Genomic DNA, 18,891 nt, shown 5'->3' with positions numbered 1-18,891 from the left:
AATCTGCCCCGAATATGCTCCAGCGCGTCACGCGAAGCAGCAGTCATCTCGCGTGATCGCGGACGCCGGCGACGGTCAGGCAGACGACTGACCAGATGGTCAAAGCGCCGATAAAGATCATCAGAATCGAGAAGCCGCGTCGGGGAAACAAAGAACTTTCTGGCGTTGTCGGGTCCTCGATCGAAACCAGATAGATATGATGGCGGTTGGCGTCCTCTCGCGCATTTTCAAGGAGCTTTTCGGCAACCTCAACCCTTTTTTCCGCGATATTCTTGTCAACCTCCAGCCGGTCGTAATCGGCGAGGGCAGCCGAAGCTGTTGTGGGATCGCCGCCGCCAGCGGTTATCCTGGCTTCGAGCGCGGCGACATGCGCCGACAGAATGTCGTGGTCGGATTCCAGAATCTTGATCTGAAGCGCGTTGGCGTCGAGTCCGCGTCGCGCGCTCGTCAGCTTCACTTCGACTTCGATCAGATCGCGGCGCAACTCCGCGACGGTTTCGCTTAAGGAGTGGGCGTCGTCGAGAGGATCGATCGCCATTCGCACATTTCTGAACTGCTCTAGGCGCGCGCGTCCCGCGGCGAGCTTGTCCATCGCCGCTTTCACCTCCGCCTCGCCGCGCTCGGTCAGGTCGCGGCGCATGCCATCGAGCAGCTGATTGACGACGATGTCGCAGCGGGCGCGAATGGCGGCGGCGAGACGGACTGAATCCGCGCGCGCGAAGGTTTTCACCCTGACGGTCACGATGCCGGAGACGATCTCCACTTCCGGAACGACCGCCCGGCGCCAGTATCGCAGAAAATCCTCCCGCGATTGCGCGGGATCGAAGCGCGCGAGAAAGTCGGCGCCGGGGGAGCTGAATATGGCGCGCAGATCGATTTCCGGCGCGAGATCATCGATGATGGTGGGGCTGCGGATATAGTCGGCGACGAGAAAAACGTCCTGATTGGTGTTGAGGGAGGCGAGCGCGCCAAGTCCAGAGGACGCCAGCGCGTCGCCGCCCGGCAGCGTCTCGGTCGCGCCGCGGACGGCGAATCTCATCTCGGAGATAAATTGATCCGACGCCAGAAACTGAAAATAGACGAAGCTGGCAGCGACTGGCAGAACCACAAGAATGATGAAACTACGCCAGAAGAGCCCTCTGTCGTCCTCTTCGGCGTCTTGCGCCACGATTGCTCGGCGCCCAAATCCCGGCCGGGCGCTGACGGCCATGGCGGCAAAGCGCCGAATTGTCAGCCGAACGACTGCAGGGACGCCAAAAGCGCCATCTGGGGCGCCCGCCTGCAACTGCGGGCCCGGCAGTTTTTCCCCCGCAATCTCCGGACTGATCTTGACCATCACAAGAACCAATCGCCTCGCGGCTCCGGAGGCAAGTGATTAAAGATTGCAGTGGAAAAACCGCGGGGAGCGCGACGCTTCAGCAGAATATTTCCGGCGAAACACAATGTTGAAATCTCCGTTAATAAAACTTTACTGACGCGGCAATCTATTCGCATTGATCTGAACATCCACACCCATGTTTGCACCCCCTCACTGCCCGGATTTTACCAATCCGATCGGGTTCGATCTCGCGTCATTTGCCATTTGTATGCTCTGTCTGCCGACATCCTTGTCGCTGTTTAGACACGACCTTTGCGCACAATCTATCAAGATTGATCAACATTTCATCATGCCAGTTCCGGCGACCGTTAAGAAACATCTCAATATAGCCGCCAATGCAGCGATCACAGGACAATCAATCGCATCCATAAGGCAAGAATTTGTCGATTCTTCGCCCTTGACGCTCGCAGAGTTCGTGGGGCAGAAGAAGATATTATTGTAGATTGTCATATCATCAATTTCGTTTTTGCTCCGCTTATCAGGGAGAGCTCCGTCCACATGGACCCACTGAAGGCCGGTTGTGTTTATGAAAAATAGCAAGGGGGACCGACTTACGCGGGCGGCGGAGAATAACGCCGAACCCGTAATCATCGGACGCTCATGCAGACTGCCCGGCGCCAACTCTCCCGCAGAGCTTTGGGATCTTCTGTCGGCGGGGCGATGCGCTGTATCGCGTATTCCCCCGGATCGATGGTCGCTGGAGCGGCTCGGCCATCCGCGCGAGAGGGAGCGCGGCCGTAGCTATACCTGGGCCGCCGGCGTCATCGACGATCCATGGGGATTCGACCCGGCGGTATTCGGCATTTCCCCGCGCGAAGCCGAGCAGATGGATCCACAACAGAGGCTGTTGCTGGAACTCTCTTTCGAGGCGCTCGAGGACGCGGGAATTGCGCCTTCGTCGCTTGCCGGCACGCAGACCGGCGTCTTTATCGGGGGATCATCGCTCGATTACGGCAACATGCGGCTGCACGACCCCGCCGCCGCGGACGCCTACTTCGCCACCGGCAATACGCTGGCGGTGCTGTCCAACCGGATTTCCTATGTATTCGACCTGCACGGGCCGAGTTTCACCATCGACACGGCGTGCTCGTCGTCGCTCGTCGCCCTCGACGCCGCCGCCGCCGCGATCCGGAGCGGGGCGATCGACACGGCGATCGTCGGCGGCGCCAATGTGCTGGTCAGTCCTTTCGGCTTCATCAGCTTTTCGCAAGCCGCCATGCTGTCGCCGACCGGCCTTTGCCGCGCCTTTTCGGCCGACGCCGACGGCTATGTCAGGGCCGAGGGCGGCGTTGTATTGGTGTTGCGCGCGCAACATTGCGCCCGCGCCAATGGCGACCGCGTTCATGCCGTGATCGCGGCGTCAGCGGTTAATTCCGACGGCCGCACCAACGGCATCTCCCTGCCCTCGGCGTCAAGCCAGAGCGCCCTGCTGGAGCAGATCTACGGCGGCATCGATCCAGACGATATCGCCTTCGTCGAGGCGCATGGCACGGGCACCCGCGTCGGCGATCCGGTCGAGGCCGAGTCGATTGGCGACGTGCTGGGCCGTCGCCGCCGCAATCCGCTGCCGATCGGCTCGATCAAGACCAATATCGGCCATATCGAGCCGGCGTCCGGCCTCGCCGGCGCGATGAAGGCGATGCTGGCGCTTGAACATGACGAATTTCCGCGTTCGCTCCATTGTGACGAACTCAATCCCGATATCCCCTTTGCTGATCTCAATCTGTCCGTCAGCGCCCGGCCGGCGTTTTTGGGGAAAACCGGCCGGGTTCGCTACGCTGGCGTCAGCTCCTTTGGCTTTGGCGGCACGAACGCCCATGTCGTGCTCGCCGATCCGCCGACCGCCGCGCCGCGCCGCGCGTCGACCGTCGTCGCAAGGGCGCCCCGGTTCCTGATGCTGTCCGCCCAGAGCGAGACCGCCCTCGCGGAGCTCGCGCGGAGCTATTCTGCGCGGCTGAAGGGCGCAGACCCCGTGTCTTTCCAGCGCATCGTCGCGGCGACAGGACACCGGCGCGAAAGCCATTGCGAACGGCTCGTCATCCCGGTCGAGTCGCCAAAATCCGTGGTCGAGGCGCTCGACAAGGCGGCGCTGGCCCCGACCGTTCAACAGGGCCCGGCCGCGCCGACGCTGATCACCGCCTCCGCGATCAAACGCGACGCTCCGGTCGCTTTCGTCTTTTCCGGCAACGGCAGCCAATGGCCGGGAATGGGTCAGCACGCCTATGAGGCGAACGCGCCCTTCCGCGCCCGCTTCGATGAAATCGACGCGCTGTTTCGGCCGCTCGCCGGCTGGTCGCTCGCGGCGATGATGTTTGATGCCGATATCGCCACAAAACTGCGCCAAACCAGTATCGCCCAGCCGCTGGTGTTCGCCATCCAGGCGGCGACGGCGCATTGCCTCCTCGCGCTCGGACTTCGCCCGTCGATGGCGCTTGGGCACAGCATGGGCGAGGTCGCGGCCGCAGAGGCAGCCGGCGTCCTCGACCTTCCGAGCGCCGTGCAGGTGATCCATTACCGGAGCCTGCGCCAGGAACTCGTGCGCGACGCCGGCGGCCTTGCCGCGGCGTTCGGCTCGCGCGAAACGGTCGAAGCCCTCGTCGCAGGCATCCCGGACCTTGTCATCGCCGCTCACAATTCGCCGCGTAATTTTACGGTTAGCGGTCCGTTTGCCGCGCTTGACGAATTGGCCCGGAGGAGCCGCGCCGCCAAGGCGCGCGTCCGACGTCTTGACCTCGCCTATCCGTTCCACAGCGAACTCATGCAGCCCGTCGAGGCCCCGCTCTACGCCGATCTCGCCGCGCTGGCTCCGACGTCAGGCCGCATCACATTCATTTCGACGGTCGCTCCGGGCCTTTGCTCCGGCCCCGAACTCGACGCCGTCTATTGGTGGCGCAATGTGCGCGAACCGGTCCTGTTCATGGAAGGGATCGAACAGGCGGTCCGCCTCGGGGCCCGCGTCTTCGTCAAGATCGGCCCTGGTGGCACGCTCGTCGCCGACATCAGGGAGACCGCGGAAAACGCCGGCGCGGCGATCGCCGCCTTCCCGGTGCATCACCAAAAACCGACCGGGGAAGACCCCTTTCGCCGCGCCTTCGCCGAAGCCCTGGCGCATGGCGGGGCGGTCGACAAGACCATTGCGTTCGGCGACGATCCTGGCGTCGTCGACGGACTGCCGGCCTATCCCTGGCAGCGCAAATCCTATCGGGTCGGCGAGACCCCCGAAATGTCGGGACTGCTCAGCGTCTGCCGCTGGCATCCGCTGATCGGCGCGCGTCTGTCCGCCGATTCCCTCGAATGGCACGGGCAGATCGATCCGCTGCTCGTCCCGGCCCTGGCCGATCACCGCATCGAGGGCCAAATCCTGTTGCCGGGCGCGGCCTTTGCCGAAATGGCCCTCGCCGTCGCGGCCGACTGGCTCGGCTCGGCGACCGCTGCGATCGAGAACCTCGAAATCCACCAGCCGATGATTTTCCCGGCAAACGCCACGCGCCAGAGCCTCTGCCGCGTGACGCCCATGACCGGCGCGATCGAGATCCTCAGCCGCCCGCGCCTGAGCAACACGCCCTTCGTCCTTCACGCCAAAGCGAAAGCGATCCAGAAGCCGGGGCCAACGCCTGGCGCGCCGATGCCGAAAGCGCGGGACAAGACCATTTCCGGCGCCGAGCTTTACGCCGAAGCGTTGCGGTCCGGCCTCGAATTCGGGCCGGCTTTCCGGCAGGCCGCGTCGGCCGCCCGCAGCGGCAAGACGTCGATCATCGTCAATCTCAAGGCGGCGGCCGCGGACCCGCGTTACGGCCTCGATCCCGCCCGCCTCGATTCCTGCTTCCACGGCCTCATCCTCATCTTTGCGGATTTGACGCGCACGAGCCACACGCCAGCCTATCTGCCGGTCCGGTTCGGCGAAATCAGGCTGGATCGTCCAGGCGCGCCAATCGCAAAGGCGCATATCGAAATCAAACGCTGCGACGCGCGCGCCATCGTCGCCGATTTTACCCTCGTCGACGCCAATGGCGAATTCATCGCCCGGCTGCGCGACGCCAGGTATCAGGCTCTGCGAGCGCCGCAGCATAGCAGTCTCGCGGCGCATTCCGTCGTCCAGTCCCTGCCGCTGGCTGAGGAGCCAACCGCGACGCGCCGCGATCCTTCGCTAACGCCGGGCCTTCTGACGCAGGCCGCGAAGCCGGAGACGGACGTCGCTGCAGCGAGATCGCTGCCGGCCGACCTCGTGCTGATCGAAGGCTGGGCGGCGGCCGCCGCCTATCGTCTTGCCTCGGCGCTCGCTGCGAGCGGCCGGATCGCTCCCGATCAGCTCATCGCCGCCGGCCGCTTGCCCGCCGCGCATCGCGACTGGATCACCAATCTTCTGAAGGCGCTGGCCGACAGTGGTCTCGCCGAGGCGGACGGGGCGGCCTATGATCTCGCCCAAGATATCGATCTTCCGGACCCCGATGAAATTCTGCAAACCTTTGCCGCCGATCATCCAAGACGGTCGGCCGAGCTCCTCCTCGCCGCTGGCGCTGGCGCGGCGATGGAGGCGCTTGCACGTGGCGAGGCGGCGCCTGCCCCGAGCGAGTCAGCGATCGAATCCTTCGAAATTGGTTCGCTCGCCGTCGTCGCCGCCGCCGATCTCCTCGCCGATTTGCTGCACAGACTATCCGACGCCTGGCCACGCGACCGGGCGCTGCGCATCCTGCAGATCGGACACGGGCCGTTGTCCTCGCACGCGGTCAAACTGGCTCTTCGCCATGGCGGCCGGCTCACTATCTTCGAGCCCGATCAGGGCCGTCTGCAGCGCGCGCGGCTCGCTTTTGCGCGCGATGTTCGCGTCATCTTTCTCGACAGCCTCGACGCGGCGCCAAATGGCGGCTTCGATCTTGTCGTCGCCGCCGACGCCCTTCATCGCATTGCCCCGACCAAGGCGATTCTGACGCGCATTGTCGAGATCATGGCACCCGAAGGGCTGATCGCGGCAATCGAACCCGAGGCCTCGCTTTTCCGCGATCTCGTCTTTGGCCTCAAGCGCCGCCAGTGGGTCGGCGCCGACCAAAATGGAAGCGTCCCGACCGCTGGCGAATGGTCCGGGCGGATTGCCTCGGCCGGGTTGAGCGGCAATGGCGCCGAGCCCATCATGACGAAAGCCGGACGGGCGATCCTCATCTCCGGCCAAAAGCCGAAAGCGGCGACAAAGCGGAGCGTTCCAGCGACGGCGCTTATCGCCTCGGACGGAGGCCTGCAAACTGGCGAGATCGCGGCGGCGCTCGCCGCGCGCCTGATCGCAGCCGGCGTCGAATGCGCCATCGAAAATGCCGGGGCGCTTGATCGAAGCCAGCCCTTTGAAGCGATTGTTTTTCTCTGCGGCGTGGCGCGGTCCGGCCAAAGCTCCGTCGACCATCTCGCGGCGCGCTGTCTCTCGCTGAAAACATTCGCCGAAAGTCTTGGTCGCCAAGCAGGCGTCGGCAAGCAAAAGGCGCGGCTCTGGATCGTGACCCATGGCGCGCTCAGCGCGTCCGACGAGGCCTCCCCGGTCGAGGCCGGATTTTGGGCTTTCGCGCGCAGCTTCGCCAATGAATTCCAGGGGCTTTCCATCCGCCGCGTCGACATCGCGCCGGGACTCCCGCCTTCGATCGAAGCGGAGCGCCTTGCCGACGTCATTGTTTCCGGAACCGCTGAAAGCGATATTGTCGTCGATCAGCGTTCGACCCGCGTGGTTAGGCTGCATGCGCAAGACCGCGGCCACGCGCCGGAGCACTGGGAGCCTGCCGCCGCCAGCCGGCTTGAAAAGGGCGAAGGCGCCGGGCTCGACCGGATACGCTGGACGCCGATCGACCGCACGCCCCCGGGTCCAGGGCAGATCGAGATTGCGGTTGCCGCAAGCGGCCTCAACTTCCGCGACGTCATGTGGGGCCTGTCCGTGCTGCCCGACGAGCTTCTCGAGGACGGCTTCGCCGGTCCGACGCTCGGCCTCGAATGCGCCGGCCACGTCGCAGCCGTCGGACAAGGCGTCACGGGCTTCAACGCGGGCGATGCGGTCGTGGCTTTCGCCGGGGGCGCCCTCGCCAGCCATGTCACGGTCGACGCCAATCTGGCGGCGATGGTCCCGGCCGGCCTTTCGCTTGAGGCTGCGACAACGATTCCCGTCGCCTTTCTGACGGCCTATTACGCCCTGATCGGCTGCGCGCGTCTTGCGCCCGGCGAATGGGTGCTGATCCATGGCGGCGCTGGCGCCGTCGGTCTGGCTGCGCTGCAAATCGCGCGCTGGCGTGGGGCGCGGGTCATAGCCACCGCCGGCTCGCTCGAAAAGCGCGACCTCATCAGAACCCTTGGCGCCGAACATGTCTTCGACGGGCGCTCCGGCAATTTCGTCGATGAGGTGCGGCGCGTTTCCGGCGCCGGCGTCGCCGTCGTTTTGAACAGCCTTTCCGGCGAGGCGATGGAGCGCAGCATCGGCCTGCTCGAACCGTTCGGCCGTTTTATTGAACTCGGCAAACGCGACTATCTCGCCAATACCCATATCGGGCTGCGGCCGTTCCGCAAAAACCTGTCCTATTTGGGCGTCGATCTCGATCATCTGATCCTGGCGCAAGCCGAAAAGGGCCATCGCCTGTTCGAGGAGGTAATGGGCCTCATCGCCGAGGGCGAATTCTCGGCGCTGCCCTATCGCAGCTTTCCCGCCAGCGAATTCATCGACGCCATGCGGCTGATGCAGCAGTCGGGGCATATCGGCAAGATTGTCATCACCCCGCCAAAGGCGGACGCCATCCGCATTCCGCCGCAAGGCCGGTTCGCGGTCGCGCCCGACAAAACGCATCTCATCACAGGCGGCTTTGGCGGCTTTGGCCTTGAAACCGCGCGCTGGCTCGTCGAACGTGGCGCGCGCCATCTGGCGCTCGTCGGCCGCAGCGGCGCAAACACCCCTGAGGCGCGCCAGACTCTCGCTGACTTCAAGGCGGCTGGCGTCAAGGTTCACGTCGCGGCGCGCGACATCTCCAACGGCTGGGAGGCGAGGGCGCTGATCCAGACCATCGCCAAAGAGATGGCGCCGCTCGGCGGCGTGTTCCATGCCGCGATGGTGCTCGACGACGCCCTGATCGTCAATCTCGAGGCCCAGCAACTCAGAAAAGTGCTGGCGCCAAAAGTTGCTGGCGCGGAGCATCTTGATCGCCTCACCCGCGGCCTCGCGCTCGATTATTTCGTCCTGTTCTCATCGGCGACAACCGTCATCGGCAACCCCGGTCAAGGCGCCTATGTCGCCGCCAACGGCTTCCTCGAAGGGCTCGCGCGGCAAAGGCGCGCCGCCGGGCTGCCGGCGCTCGCCGTCGCCTGGGGCGGCATCGAGGATGTCGGCCTTCTTGCCCGCAATCATTCGCTGAAGGAGACGCTGGCGAGCCGCGCCGGGGTCAAGGGCATGGGCGCAAGGCGGGCTCTTGATCTGATGAGCGAAGCGCTCTCGCGCTCAAGCTCCGGCGAGGACGACGCCATGCTCGTCATCGCCGACATAGATTGGGCGACGGCGCGGACCCACTTGCCGCTGTTGTCGTCGCCGACCTATGCCGAACTCATTCGCGAAGACGAAGCCGCCGAAGCCGACAAACGCGAAAAGATCGACGTCGCCGCCCTCCTTGCGACGCGCGCGCCGGAAGAAGTTCGCAAGACAATCGTCGAGGTGATCGTCGAGGAGATCGCGCATATCCTGCGGCTGCCGCTGGAAACGCTGAACCGCAGCAAGCCGCTGTCCGAGATCGGGCTCGATTCGTTGATGGCGGTTGAGCTTGGCGTCAGTCTCGAAGAGCGGCTTTCGCTCGAAGCGCCATTGTCGACCTCGGCAGGCGGCTTCAACGTCGGAGAGCTTGCCGATCATATCATCGGGTCTTGCGTCCATGCGACGAGCGAAGAGTCCGCCATCGCCAAAAATCTCGCCGAGAAACATCTCGGCAAGGCGATCGCGGCAAATATGGCGCCGCTGACCGCCATCGTCGAAGACAAGAGCCGCGATCTGACGCAGATCCTACGGTAAATTTGATGGGCTGTCCCGTCGCGTTCGACATTACGAGACTGGCGACGCGCGTTTTGAACCGCACGCCAAACGGCATCGACCGGATCGATTCGGCCTTCGCGCGCCGGTTTCTCAGCGCCCCGGCGCCTGATCGTTTTGCCATGATGATGGCCTTGCAAGGCCCGCGCGTCATCGCCGCCGCCGGCGCCGCCGATATCGTCAATGGCATTTTCGCACATTGGGGTGAAGACGAAGCGCCTGACGCCGACGAAAGCTATCGCCGCATCATCAAATGGATTTCAGGCGAGGCCAACACATTCGAAGGCGCCGAACGCGTGGCGCGCGGGCGCACCGGACAAGCCGCCGGCGTAATCCGCTGGCTCGGACATCATGGCTTTCCCGTCGGCAAATCTCCGGCCGCGGTCTTGCCCAAAGGCGCGCGTTATCTCAACGTCAGCCAGTTTCCGCTGTGGATCCCGAGATATTTTCGCTGGCTGAAGCAGCGCCCCGACGTCCGCGGCGTCTTTTTCATTCATGATCTGCTGCCGATCGAAGCCCCCGAATATTTCCGCAAGGCTGAGTATGAACGCCATATGCGCCGCCTCGCCAATCTGGCGGAGTTCGGCGCCGCGGCGATCGTGACGACGCAGGTGGTCAAGGAGACGCTGCAACGTCATCTCGCGCCGCTCGGGCGAGCCGATATGCAGATTCTGGTTGCGCCGATTCCAGCCTCACCGATTTTTGCAAACCGCGCCGCGGGGCCGCAACCGCTGTCAGGCGCGCCCTATTTCGTCGCCTGCGGCACCATCGAGCCGCGCAAGAACCATCTTCTGCTGTTGCATGTGTGGCGCGAACTTGCGCGCCGCGACGGGGCGGGAGCGCCAAAACTCGTTTTGATCGGCGCGCGCGGGTGGGAGAACGAAAACGTCGTCGACCTCCTCGAACGCTGCCGGGCGATCCGCCCTCATGTCATCGAGGCCTCGGGCCTTTCGACGCCGAGCCTGAAAGCGCTGCTCGACGGCGCGCGCGCTCTGCTGATGCCGTCTTTTGCCGAAGGCTTCGGCTTGCCGATCGCCGAGGCGCTGGCCGGCGGGACGCCGGTAATCGCGTCCGATATCGCGACTTTTCGCGAAAGCGGCGGCGGCTGCGTCACGCTGGTCAGCCCGATCGACGGCGAAAAATGGCTGGAGACGATCCGCGCCTTCGCGGCGGCCGGATCTCCCGATCGCGCGGCGGCGGAAATGCGGGCGAAGCGCTTCGAGGCGCCGAAGTGGGACGATTATTTCGCAACGGTCGAGGCGTTTCTGGCGAGCCTATAAGGGGCTCGTCGGGGCATAGCGCTGATTGGAATGCGACTTGGAGAGCAGATCAGTGACGGCAGGTTTGACGCTGGCGGATGCGGCGCTGGCCGGGCGGGCGTCCTCGCGCCGCAAGCGGCTCGCAACCTTGTATGTGTTGACCACGAACAAAGACACGAAGATCGCTCCGACGAGGGAGAATACGAGATCATAGGCCGAGAACGCCTGGCCGGCGATCATGATCTTCGAAGGGCCGGACATATACATCCAGAAATTGATCAGGATGAGGCCGAGGCGAAGTTCGGTTGGTCCAAGAGCAAGGAAGGATAGCTGGAAACTGCCGGACACGTGATTATACAGGAACACATACATGCACAGCAGAAAATAGCCGATCAGCACGAACAGCGCCACGTCGAGACGAACATAGGCTGACAACCCGAGGCCCGCCAAAATCAAAAGATTGCACAGGGCGTCGACAGTGTGGTCCAGAAAATAACCGTAGCGCGGCCGCTCGATATGGCGGAAGCGGGCGAGGCTGCCATCGAGCGAGTCGCCAAACCAGTGGACGAAGAACCCAAACGTCGCGAGCCAGAAAAAAGCCGGATCAAACCGGCTGCCGACATATCCCGCCAAAACAACAAAAGCGCCGAAGACGCCCAGCGCCGTCAGTCCATCGGGCGTTACGGCGCCCGGTATACGCGCGCAAATCCAGTTCAGAATGGCGCGCTCGCGTCGGGCGAGAATATTGGCCTGAACGCGAATCGTCGGTTGCGCCCTAATCCTTGATGCTGTCTCCTGCCCGAGACCGATCGAATGGGTCAAAAGCCGTTCCCCCGACTTACGCGTTACATCACGGTATGCTCTTAATTACATGATCGCAGCTTCCCCAAGCGCGACCAAGGCCCCTCATTCGCCTGCGGCAAAATAGCCGCGCACTGTGTCAAAAAAAAGCCATGTCTCTCACAATCGCCATAGTTTTCCTCATCTGGATCGTGATCGAGATCGTGAGCACGCTGTCCGCGTGGCGCTACACCTGGGGCCTGCCGCGCGCGGAAATTCCAGGGCGAACGCCGTCCGTCGCTATTATCGTCGCGATCAAGAACCGCTCTGCCGTTGCCGCCGAATTTCTCATCCGCCTGCGCGCCCAGGCCTATCCCGACTACCGCATCATCGCCGCGGTGGAATCGACGGATGACCCAGCTTTCGCTCTTCTCCGTGAGGCGGAACGCGAGCCCGGCGCCAGGATCGTCACGATTGTGGCCGGTCCGGTCCAGCATGGCGGTCAGAAGGTCTGGAACCTGCTCGCCGCCCTCAAGGCGATCACGCCTGCGGATGAAATCATCGCCTTTACCGACGCCGACACGCTGCCATCGGCCGAATGGCTGCCGCGGCTCGTCTCGTCGCTGACCGACGCCGGATATGACGCTGTGACCGGCTATCGCTGGATGATCCCGACTGACGGCCGCATCAGTTCGGCGGTCGTCGCCGCCGCCAATGCGTCAATCGTCACGACGCCCCGCATTCCGGCGGTCATCAATCTCTGCTGGGGCGGCGCGATGGCGCTGCCCCAGACGACCCTCGAGCGGATCGACATCGGCGCCTATTGGCGCGGCGCGATCAGCGACGATCTGCAGATGACAAGGGCGCTCGGCGCCGCCCGATGCGCCATTTTTTCGCCGCGCCAGAGCCTGCTCCTCTCCCCGGTCGAGATGGGCTGGGAGGAGGCCTTCGCGTTCGGCCGGCGGCAATACCGCCTGATGCTGACGCATGTTCCGCTGCTCTGGTTGTTCGCCGCTTTTGTGATGGCCATGCCAGCCGTCGCCGCCATCGCCGCCGCCGTTCTGGCGCTTCAGGGATATGTCGGCGCGATCGCCGCGCTGATCTTTTCGATCGGGCTCGGCGAATTGCGCTATTGGAACAGGCGACGCATCGTGCGCGCGCTGTGGCCCGAGACGGCGCATGCCGACCTTGCCACTTATTGGCGGGTCGAGCGGTTCATGCGGCCTTTGTGGCACGGTTTTCATCTCGTCTGCATTTTCGCGGCGCTGGGCTCGCGCCGCATCTCCTGGGCCGGCTTCGACTATCTGGTGCGAAGCCCCCAGGACGTGGTGGTGCTGAGCCGGCCGACGGCGCGGGACTAAAGTTCCATTTCATAGACCCTGAAGGTGCGCGTATGGCGGGCCGGCAGGCTGGCGACGAGATTGAGAATCGCGTGGTTCGTCTCAAGCATCCAGCTGATTTCCATCTCCTCGACTTTGGCGCGCCGCGCCTGTTCGATCGCCTGCGCCAGCAGCAGCAAAACCGCCATCGATCCGATCCGCCTACCGCGCCAGCGGCTTGCGACGCCGATCATCGGCAGGCGCGTCATCCGTGTGCCGCGCCCGTGGATCCTGCCCAGCATACGCGCCCAGCCAAAGGGCAGCAATTTGCCGTTCAGTCCCTGCAGCGCCTCATTGACGTCAGGGATCTGCGACACGACGGCGATGTCTTCGCCTTGCCATTGCGCCATCCTGATCCATGAGGGTTTGGAGACCGGCAGCATCAGATTGGCGATCATTCTGGCTTCGGGCGGACTGACCGGGATCGAGCTCCAGTTGTTCTTCCAGGCGTCATTGTAAAGGTCGAGGACGCGCGGAAACTGCGTCGACCATCGCAGCAGCGAGAGGCCATAGGTCTTGATCTCGCCGGCCAGAGGGAATCGGGCCGCGAGCCTTGCGACGCGCTCGGGAAAATCCGTCTCCGCAATCGTGCAGACATAAGCGAAAAGATCCATCGCCTTGCGCAGCCCCAGGGCTTCAAGATGCGCGCTGTAGAAGGCTGGCGCATGGTTGGTGCGCACGACATGGGGCTCGTCAAAACCGTACACAAGCAAGCCGGTTTCATGATTGACCGAGAGGCTGAACGGCCCGCGCATTCGGTTGAGCCCATGGCCGCGCAGAAACGCGCCGGCCCGCGCGATCAGCGCCGCGAAAACGGCGCGGTCGTCGATCGCCTCGATCAGGCCGAACTGGCCGCAGCCGTCGTGATATTTTTCAAGATGAGCGTGATTGACGATCGCGGCGATCCGCCCGACGGGGGCGCCGTCGCGAAACGCGACAAAAGCCCGGATGTCGTTTTCAAGCATCAAAGGCGAGGTCTTGGGATTGAAGATCCATCCCATCTCGTCGGAAACCGGCTCGACCCAGCGCGGATTGCCCGCCTGTCCGCGCCGCGCCGCTTCAATGAACGCCTCGATATCCGCGGCGCTTCCAACCTCGCGGACCTCCAGGCGGCTCAAGCGCCCTCGCCCTTCGCCGCCCCTGTGACGGCGCCGAAAAAGTCGCTCTCGCCGATCGCCTCGATCGACTCAGCCACGGCGTCGACCGCGAGGCAAACCTGTTCCGGGCTATGCTCCGACGTCAGGAAGAAGCGCAGCCGCGCAGCGCGTTCGGGCACCGCGGGATGGATGATCGGCTGCACATTGACGCCGCGCTCGTAGAGTTTCTGGCTGAGCGCGACGGCCGAGACAGAATTGCCGACCAGAACGGGAATGATCGCGTGCCCGGAACTCGCGCCCGTATTCAGGCCGCGCGCCCTGGCCCTGTCGAGAAACAGGCGGCAGACCTGCCGCAGACGCTCCACCCGCTGGGGTTCGCGGCGAAAAATCGCCAGCGCCGCGACGGAGGCGGCGGCGAGCGGCGGCGAGAGTCCGACCGAATAAACAAATCCGCCCGACATGCATTTCAGATATTCGACGAGTGACCTCGGCCCGGCGATGAAGCCGCCGCACCCGGCCAGCGTCTTGGACATCGTGCCCATCCAGATATCGACGTCGCGCGGATCGACGCCGGCATGTTCGAAAAGGCCGTATCCACTTTCGCCCAGAACGCCGAGCCCATGCGCCTCATCGACCATCAGCCAGGCGTCATGCTTCTGTTTAAGCTCCACGAGCCGCGCCAGGTCGGGACTGTCGCCGTCCATGCTGTAGAGGCCCTCGACGACGACCAGCGCGCGTTCGAACTGGCCGCGCAGGGAGGTCAGCAGGGCGTCGAGGGCGTCAAGATCATTGTGCGGAAAACTGCGGCGCTCGGCGCGCGACAGCGCTGCGCCGAGAACAATGCTGTTGTGGGCGAGAGCATCATGCACGATGAGATCTTTCGGCCGCATGATCGCGCCGATTGTCGAGACATTCGCGCCATGGCCGCTGACGAAAACGACGCAGTCCTCCTGCCCGTAATGGGCGGCGAGATCCCGTTCCAGCGCGCGATGTGCCGGACGCTCTCCGGCGACGACGCGGCTCGCCGAGGCCGACGTCCCAAAGACGTCGATCGCCGCATGCGCGGCGGCGCGAACCTCCGGATGCTGGTTCAGCCCAAGATAATCATAGGACGAAAAATTGACGAAGCGCTTGCCGTCGATCACGGTCGTCGCCCCAGCCGCCGTCTCATGCAGCCGGAAAAACGGATTGTCGAGGCCGACGACGGCGGCCATGGAGCGCTGCAGCCTCAGCTCCTGGTAGCCAGGCAGAGTCTGGAAATCCATCACGCCGGAGCGGGGAGCGTGCTGTTGTGGCGCCGGGGCGGCCTCGGTCTTCGGCGCAACGGGATGGGCGCCGAGACGATTGAGGACCAATCTGTCGAGCCTTTGGCGATCCTCATCGTCGAGGCCCGATTTCTTGCGGGGCTTCATAGTGAGATCCGGTGCGTTAAAGAAAACAGGCCAGGCGGCGCCCCGCTTGGCGTAAAATCCTCGGCGAGCGGCAGAAACGGCTACTCTCAATACAGGATAACCCCGCAAACGTCCATTTGCGGGAGGCGGCAAGGCTGCTAAGCAGCGCTGCCCGGCCCGCGCCGATTCTTTTGTGTTTTCTGCGCAAAGCCATCCTAATCCAAACGCCCCCGCAACGTTACTTCGCAGGTTTTCTTGTCCGTTCCTGAAGCGACAACCGATTACCCCCCTTGCCCGGTCACGGGCGAGCCGGCGACAGCTCTGATCCAGATTGTCAGTTGCGAATTTCTGGCGCGGCTGTGGGAAATTGAATTTAGCGTCGACGCGCGCCCGAGTTTCGGCGGGGCGACTCATCTTTCGCTTTGGCGCTCGCGCACAGGGATGATGTTTTTCTCGCCGGCGCCTGTCGGCGACGCTGATTTCTACAAAGCTTTCTACAAGACCCTCGGCCCCAAATTACTCCCAAGCGAAAGCCGCCCCCGCGCCGAATTTCAGCTCGCCGCCAACCATATCGCGGCGGGCGCGCGCGTTCTTGACGTCGGTTGCGGCTTTGGCGGCTTTCGTCCTTTTGTCGCGCACGCGGATTATCTTGGCCTCGATCCGCATTTTTCCGGGGAGGCGACGGACTGGTCGCTGTCCGAGAGTCTTGGCGCGCATCTCATCAAGAACGCCGGCGCCTATGATGCGGTCTGCGCTTTCCAGGTGCTTGAACATGTCGCAAGACCGGCGGATCTCTTCGCCGAAATGACCGCGGCGACGAAACCCGGCGGCCTTGTCATCGTCGGCGTTCCGCACGTCCCCTCGGCGATGACGCGCATCCCGAACTTCCTGCTCAACGCGCCGCCGCATCATTTGACCTGGTGGAGCGAGGACGCGCTGCGGGCGCTGGCGGCCAGAAATGGCCTTGCCGTCGAGACGATCCAGCCGGTTGCATGGTCGGAAATGGACAGCTTCGTTTACTGGATCGAGCGCTGCTCGCCGGTGCGCTGCCGCGAGATCTATTTCAAACACGCATGGTCCTGGCACGCGGCGGCTCTGACCGGCCTCGTTCTGGGCTATGTCGCGAACAAGCTTCTCGGGCCGCCACGAGAGACAAGGGACGAAGGCGCCGGCCTCTTGCTGGCGGCGCGCAAACCACAGGCGCGTTGACGCCCGTTCGAAACTTCGCAGCTTTCCCAGCCGTCACGCTCTCAATGCACCTTTCGGTAGAACTCGATCGCGTCGTCGAGATCGCCAAAGGCCAGCAGCTTGCCGCGATGAAGCACAAGGCCGCGTTCGCAATAGGCTTTGATAGTGCCGATATCATGCGACACCATGATCATGCTGCTGCGGCCGCGCTTTTCGTCAAAGGCCTGCTTCGCCCGCAAGGCGAAACGCGCATCGCCAACGGCGGTGATTTCATCAACAAGATAGCACTCGAAATCCATCGCCATCGAAAGGCCGAACGCCAGACGGGCGCCCATGCCGGACGAATAGATGCCCACCGGCATATCGAAATAATTGCCAAGCTCGGCAAAATAATCGACGAATTCAATCACGCGCCGCGTGTTGGCGCCGTAGATCCGGCTGACGAATTTGACGTTCTCCCGCCCCGTCATCGCCGGATGGAATCCGCCGCCAAAGCCAAGCGGCCAGGACACGCGCACGTCGCGCTTGATATCGCCAAAATTGGGCAGTTCCGTACCGGCGATCAAACGCATCAGCGTCGATTTTCCGGCGCCGTTGTGGCCGAAGATGCCATATGAATAGCGCGTATCGAAGGTGTAGGTGACATGGTCGAGAACGACCTTGCGGTGGTTTTCCGTTTTGTAGATCTTGGTGACGCCGGACAAGCGGATCATCGGCTCATCCGGCAAGCTTGCGCTGCGTCGCACGCCAGGCCGCCATCCCTGCAACATATAGCAGCGCCGAGGCGGCGACGCCAAGCAGGCTGTACACTAACCGATGCGGGCCGCTCGCCTCATAGGCGAGAACCGGATGGACGAATGTCGCCAGATAGACTTTCTTGCCCTCCGCGTTGACGCGCGCCCGTTCAAGCGCCGCCGCCGTCAGCGTATATTGCTTTTCAGCGATCTGGCGTTCGAGTTCGAGTTCATCGAAACGTGTGATCTTGCCGGAGAGAGTTTGGGACGACGACCCGTCCTGAGACGTCACCTGGTCTTCGAGGCTCGCGATTTGCTCGCCGATCACATCGACGCGCGCGCGCATAATCTGCACCTGCGGCGCGTCGGCGCCGACATTTGCGCGCCCGGCCGCGGTGATATCCTGCTCGAGGCGAATTTTTTCAAAGCGCAGCTCCGCCACCAGTTTGCCGATGCCGTCCGCCGTCCGCCGCGGATCGAGGGTCGCCTGGGTATTGCGAAGATCGCGCAGCGCCACGCGCGCCGCGCTGAGGCGCGATTCGGCGCGCGCAAGCTCCATCCCGGCCTGGGCGACCGCATCGTTGAGCGCGCGCGTCGAGAGGCTGTTGACCAGACGCTCGCTCAAATCGACCGTGGCGTCGGCGATCTTCAGCGCGTCTTCGGGCGAAAAGGCGCTGACCTTGACCGTTACAATTCCGGACGGCGACTCGATCGACGTTTTCAGGCGCCAGACCCAATATTTGACAAAGGCTTCGATCGGCTCGTCCGCGTTGAAGCGCGAAAGCCAGTCAATGGAATGTTTGGAATAGATCGCGCGAAGATCGATCTCCCGCTCAAGCGCTTCGACGATAGCCTGGCTCTTGACGTAATTGGAGACGATGAGCGAGTCCTGAATTTGCGTGAAAGAGGCGAGGCCGGTCAGCGCCGAGATAGCGTCGGTCGAGACGCGCTCTCCGCCCCGCACCGCAAAACGCGCCTCGGAAGTATATTCGCTCGATGCGATCAAAGAGAAATAAATGACCGACGCGACTGCCGGAACGACGAACAGGACAAAAAACCCGATCAGCGCGCCGCGCGACCGGCGGATCTGGCTGAAGCCGTGGTGGCCGAGGCGCACGCCAACGGCCCAGGACGGCCGCGTGATCCGCTTGCCCTTGACGAGGCGCAAGCCGCGCGCCGAGCGCCGCCATTCTTCCGCCGCGCTGGCCGCTCGGTCAAGCGCGAGGGCATGAGCCTTGGCGAGCGCGCCGGACTTGACGGCAGACGCGTCCGCTCCCCCGCCGCTCACTTCGGCCTGTCCCATGCGTCACTGGTTCGCTTTTCCTGCATCGCCGCGGACATTATCTTGAAAATGATGAAATGTGGAGCCTCGACAGCTTGCCCTGGAAGAAGGATGACGCTGCGCGAAGCCGCCGAATGAAGCGTCGACGCTCTCTGGAGCCGCATCGGAAAATTGGACAACCGCTTTCCGTCGCACGATCAAGTCAATTATGTCGGCCGCCCAGGCGACAGTTAACCGGACGGATTAGGTCCTGTTGACAAATACCCTCATCCATAGTCGGACGGCGGCGATGAGGACGAAGCCGCGGTAGCTTTCGGCGGTCTTGTCGTAGCGGGTCGCCAAGCGGCGCCAGTTTTTCAGTTTGTTGAAGC

At 63.6% G+C, this 18,891-nt stretch carries 10 protein-coding genes and 1 pseudogene; 4 read left to right on the top strand and 7 right to left on the bottom strand.

The genetic code is table 11. The features are described from left to right. Nucleotides 1-43: 43 nt before the first annotated feature. Nucleotides 44-1,336: a hypothetical protein gene (locus tag CR492_RS12025; RefSeq protein WP_102843999.1), complete on the bottom strand. Its 1,293-nt coding sequence runs from the start codon at nucleotides 1,334-1,336 to the stop codon at nucleotides 44-46. 568 nt (nucleotides 1,337-1,904) lie between these two features. Here CR492_RS12025 and CR492_RS12015 point away from each other — a divergent pair. Together CR492_RS12015 and CR492_RS12010 are read left to right on the top strand one after the other, a co-directional pair. Beyond that, nucleotides 1,905-9,392, top strand: a complete 7,488-nt coding sequence (locus CR492_RS12015) for a type I polyketide synthase (RefSeq protein ID WP_102843997.1) — start codon at nucleotides 1,905-1,907, stop codon at nucleotides 9,390-9,392. Nucleotides 9,393-9,397: 5 nt separating this feature from the next. Next, nucleotides 9,398-10,690 (top strand): glycosyltransferase family 4 protein, encoded by a 1,293-nt coding sequence (locus CR492_RS12010; RefSeq protein WP_102843996.1) that lies wholly within the window; start codon nucleotides 9,398-9,400, stop codon nucleotides 10,688-10,690. Here the strand turns inward: CR492_RS12010 and CR492_RS12005 are convergent. After that, on the bottom strand, nucleotides 10,685-11,491 hold the full coding sequence (locus CR492_RS12005) for a CDP-alcohol phosphatidyltransferase family protein (RefSeq protein WP_102843995.1): 807 nt from the start codon (nucleotides 11,489-11,491) through the stop codon (nucleotides 10,685-10,687). The genes CR492_RS12010 and CR492_RS12005 overlap by 6 nt on opposite strands. 131 nt (nucleotides 11,492-11,622) lie before the next feature. On the opposite strand from CR492_RS12005, the gene CR492_RS12000 reads away from it, so the two are divergent. Beyond that, the gene (locus tag CR492_RS12000) at nucleotides 11,623-12,810 is read left to right on the top strand and encodes a glycosyltransferase family 2 protein (protein WP_102843994.1); all 1,188 of its coding nucleotides are present in this window, start codon (nucleotides 11,623-11,625) and stop codon (nucleotides 12,808-12,810) included. Here CR492_RS12000 and CR492_RS11995 read toward each other — a convergent pair. Continuing rightward, nucleotides 12,807-13,946, bottom strand: a complete 1,140-nt coding sequence (locus CR492_RS11995) for a hypothetical protein (RefSeq protein WP_102843993.1) — start codon at nucleotides 13,944-13,946, stop codon at nucleotides 12,807-12,809. The genes CR492_RS12000 and CR492_RS11995 overlap by 4 nt on opposite strands. Continuing rightward, nucleotides 13,943-15,337, bottom strand: coding sequence for an aminotransferase class I/II-fold pyridoxal phosphate-dependent enzyme (locus tag CR492_RS11990; RefSeq protein WP_102843992.1), 1,395 nt, complete (start codon nucleotides 15,335-15,337; stop codon nucleotides 13,943-13,945). Before CR492_RS11990 ends, CR492_RS11995 begins: the two co-directional genes overlap by 4 nt. Nucleotides 15,338-15,571: 234 nt before the next feature. Between CR492_RS11990 and CR492_RS11985 the strand changes: the two genes are divergently transcribed. Next, nucleotides 15,572-16,525: a class I SAM-dependent methyltransferase gene (locus CR492_RS11985; protein ID WP_102843991.1), complete on the top strand. Its 954-nt coding sequence runs from the start codon at nucleotides 15,572-15,574 to the stop codon at nucleotides 16,523-16,525. Nucleotides 16,526-16,566: 41 nt separating this feature from the next. Here CR492_RS11985 and CR492_RS11980 read toward each other — a convergent pair whose 3' ends face one another. The 3 genes and pseudogenes from CR492_RS11980 to CR492_RS11970 all read right to left on the bottom strand — a co-directional run. Beyond that, nucleotides 16,567-17,217: an ABC transporter ATP-binding protein gene (locus CR492_RS11980; protein WP_102844078.1), complete on the bottom strand. Its 651-nt coding sequence runs from the start codon at nucleotides 17,215-17,217 to the stop codon at nucleotides 16,567-16,569. A gap of 4 nt (nucleotides 17,218-17,221) precedes the next feature. Next, complete coding sequence (locus CR492_RS11975; protein WP_102843990.1) at nucleotides 17,222-18,541, bottom strand: hypothetical protein; 1,320 nt, start codon at nucleotides 18,539-18,541, stop codon at nucleotides 17,222-17,224. A 222-nt stretch (nucleotides 18,542-18,763) separates the two neighbouring features. Continuing rightward, a pseudogene (locus CR492_RS11970) lies at nucleotides 18,764-18,891 on the bottom strand (IS5 family transposase); the annotation flags it as partial.

The organism is Methylocella silvestris, from assembly GCF_002891535.1.
Lineage (GTDB): Bacteria > Pseudomonadota > Alphaproteobacteria > Rhizobiales > Beijerinckiaceae > Methylocapsa > Methylocapsa silvestris_A.
This window is presented reverse-complemented; position numbering and strand designations above follow the sequence as displayed.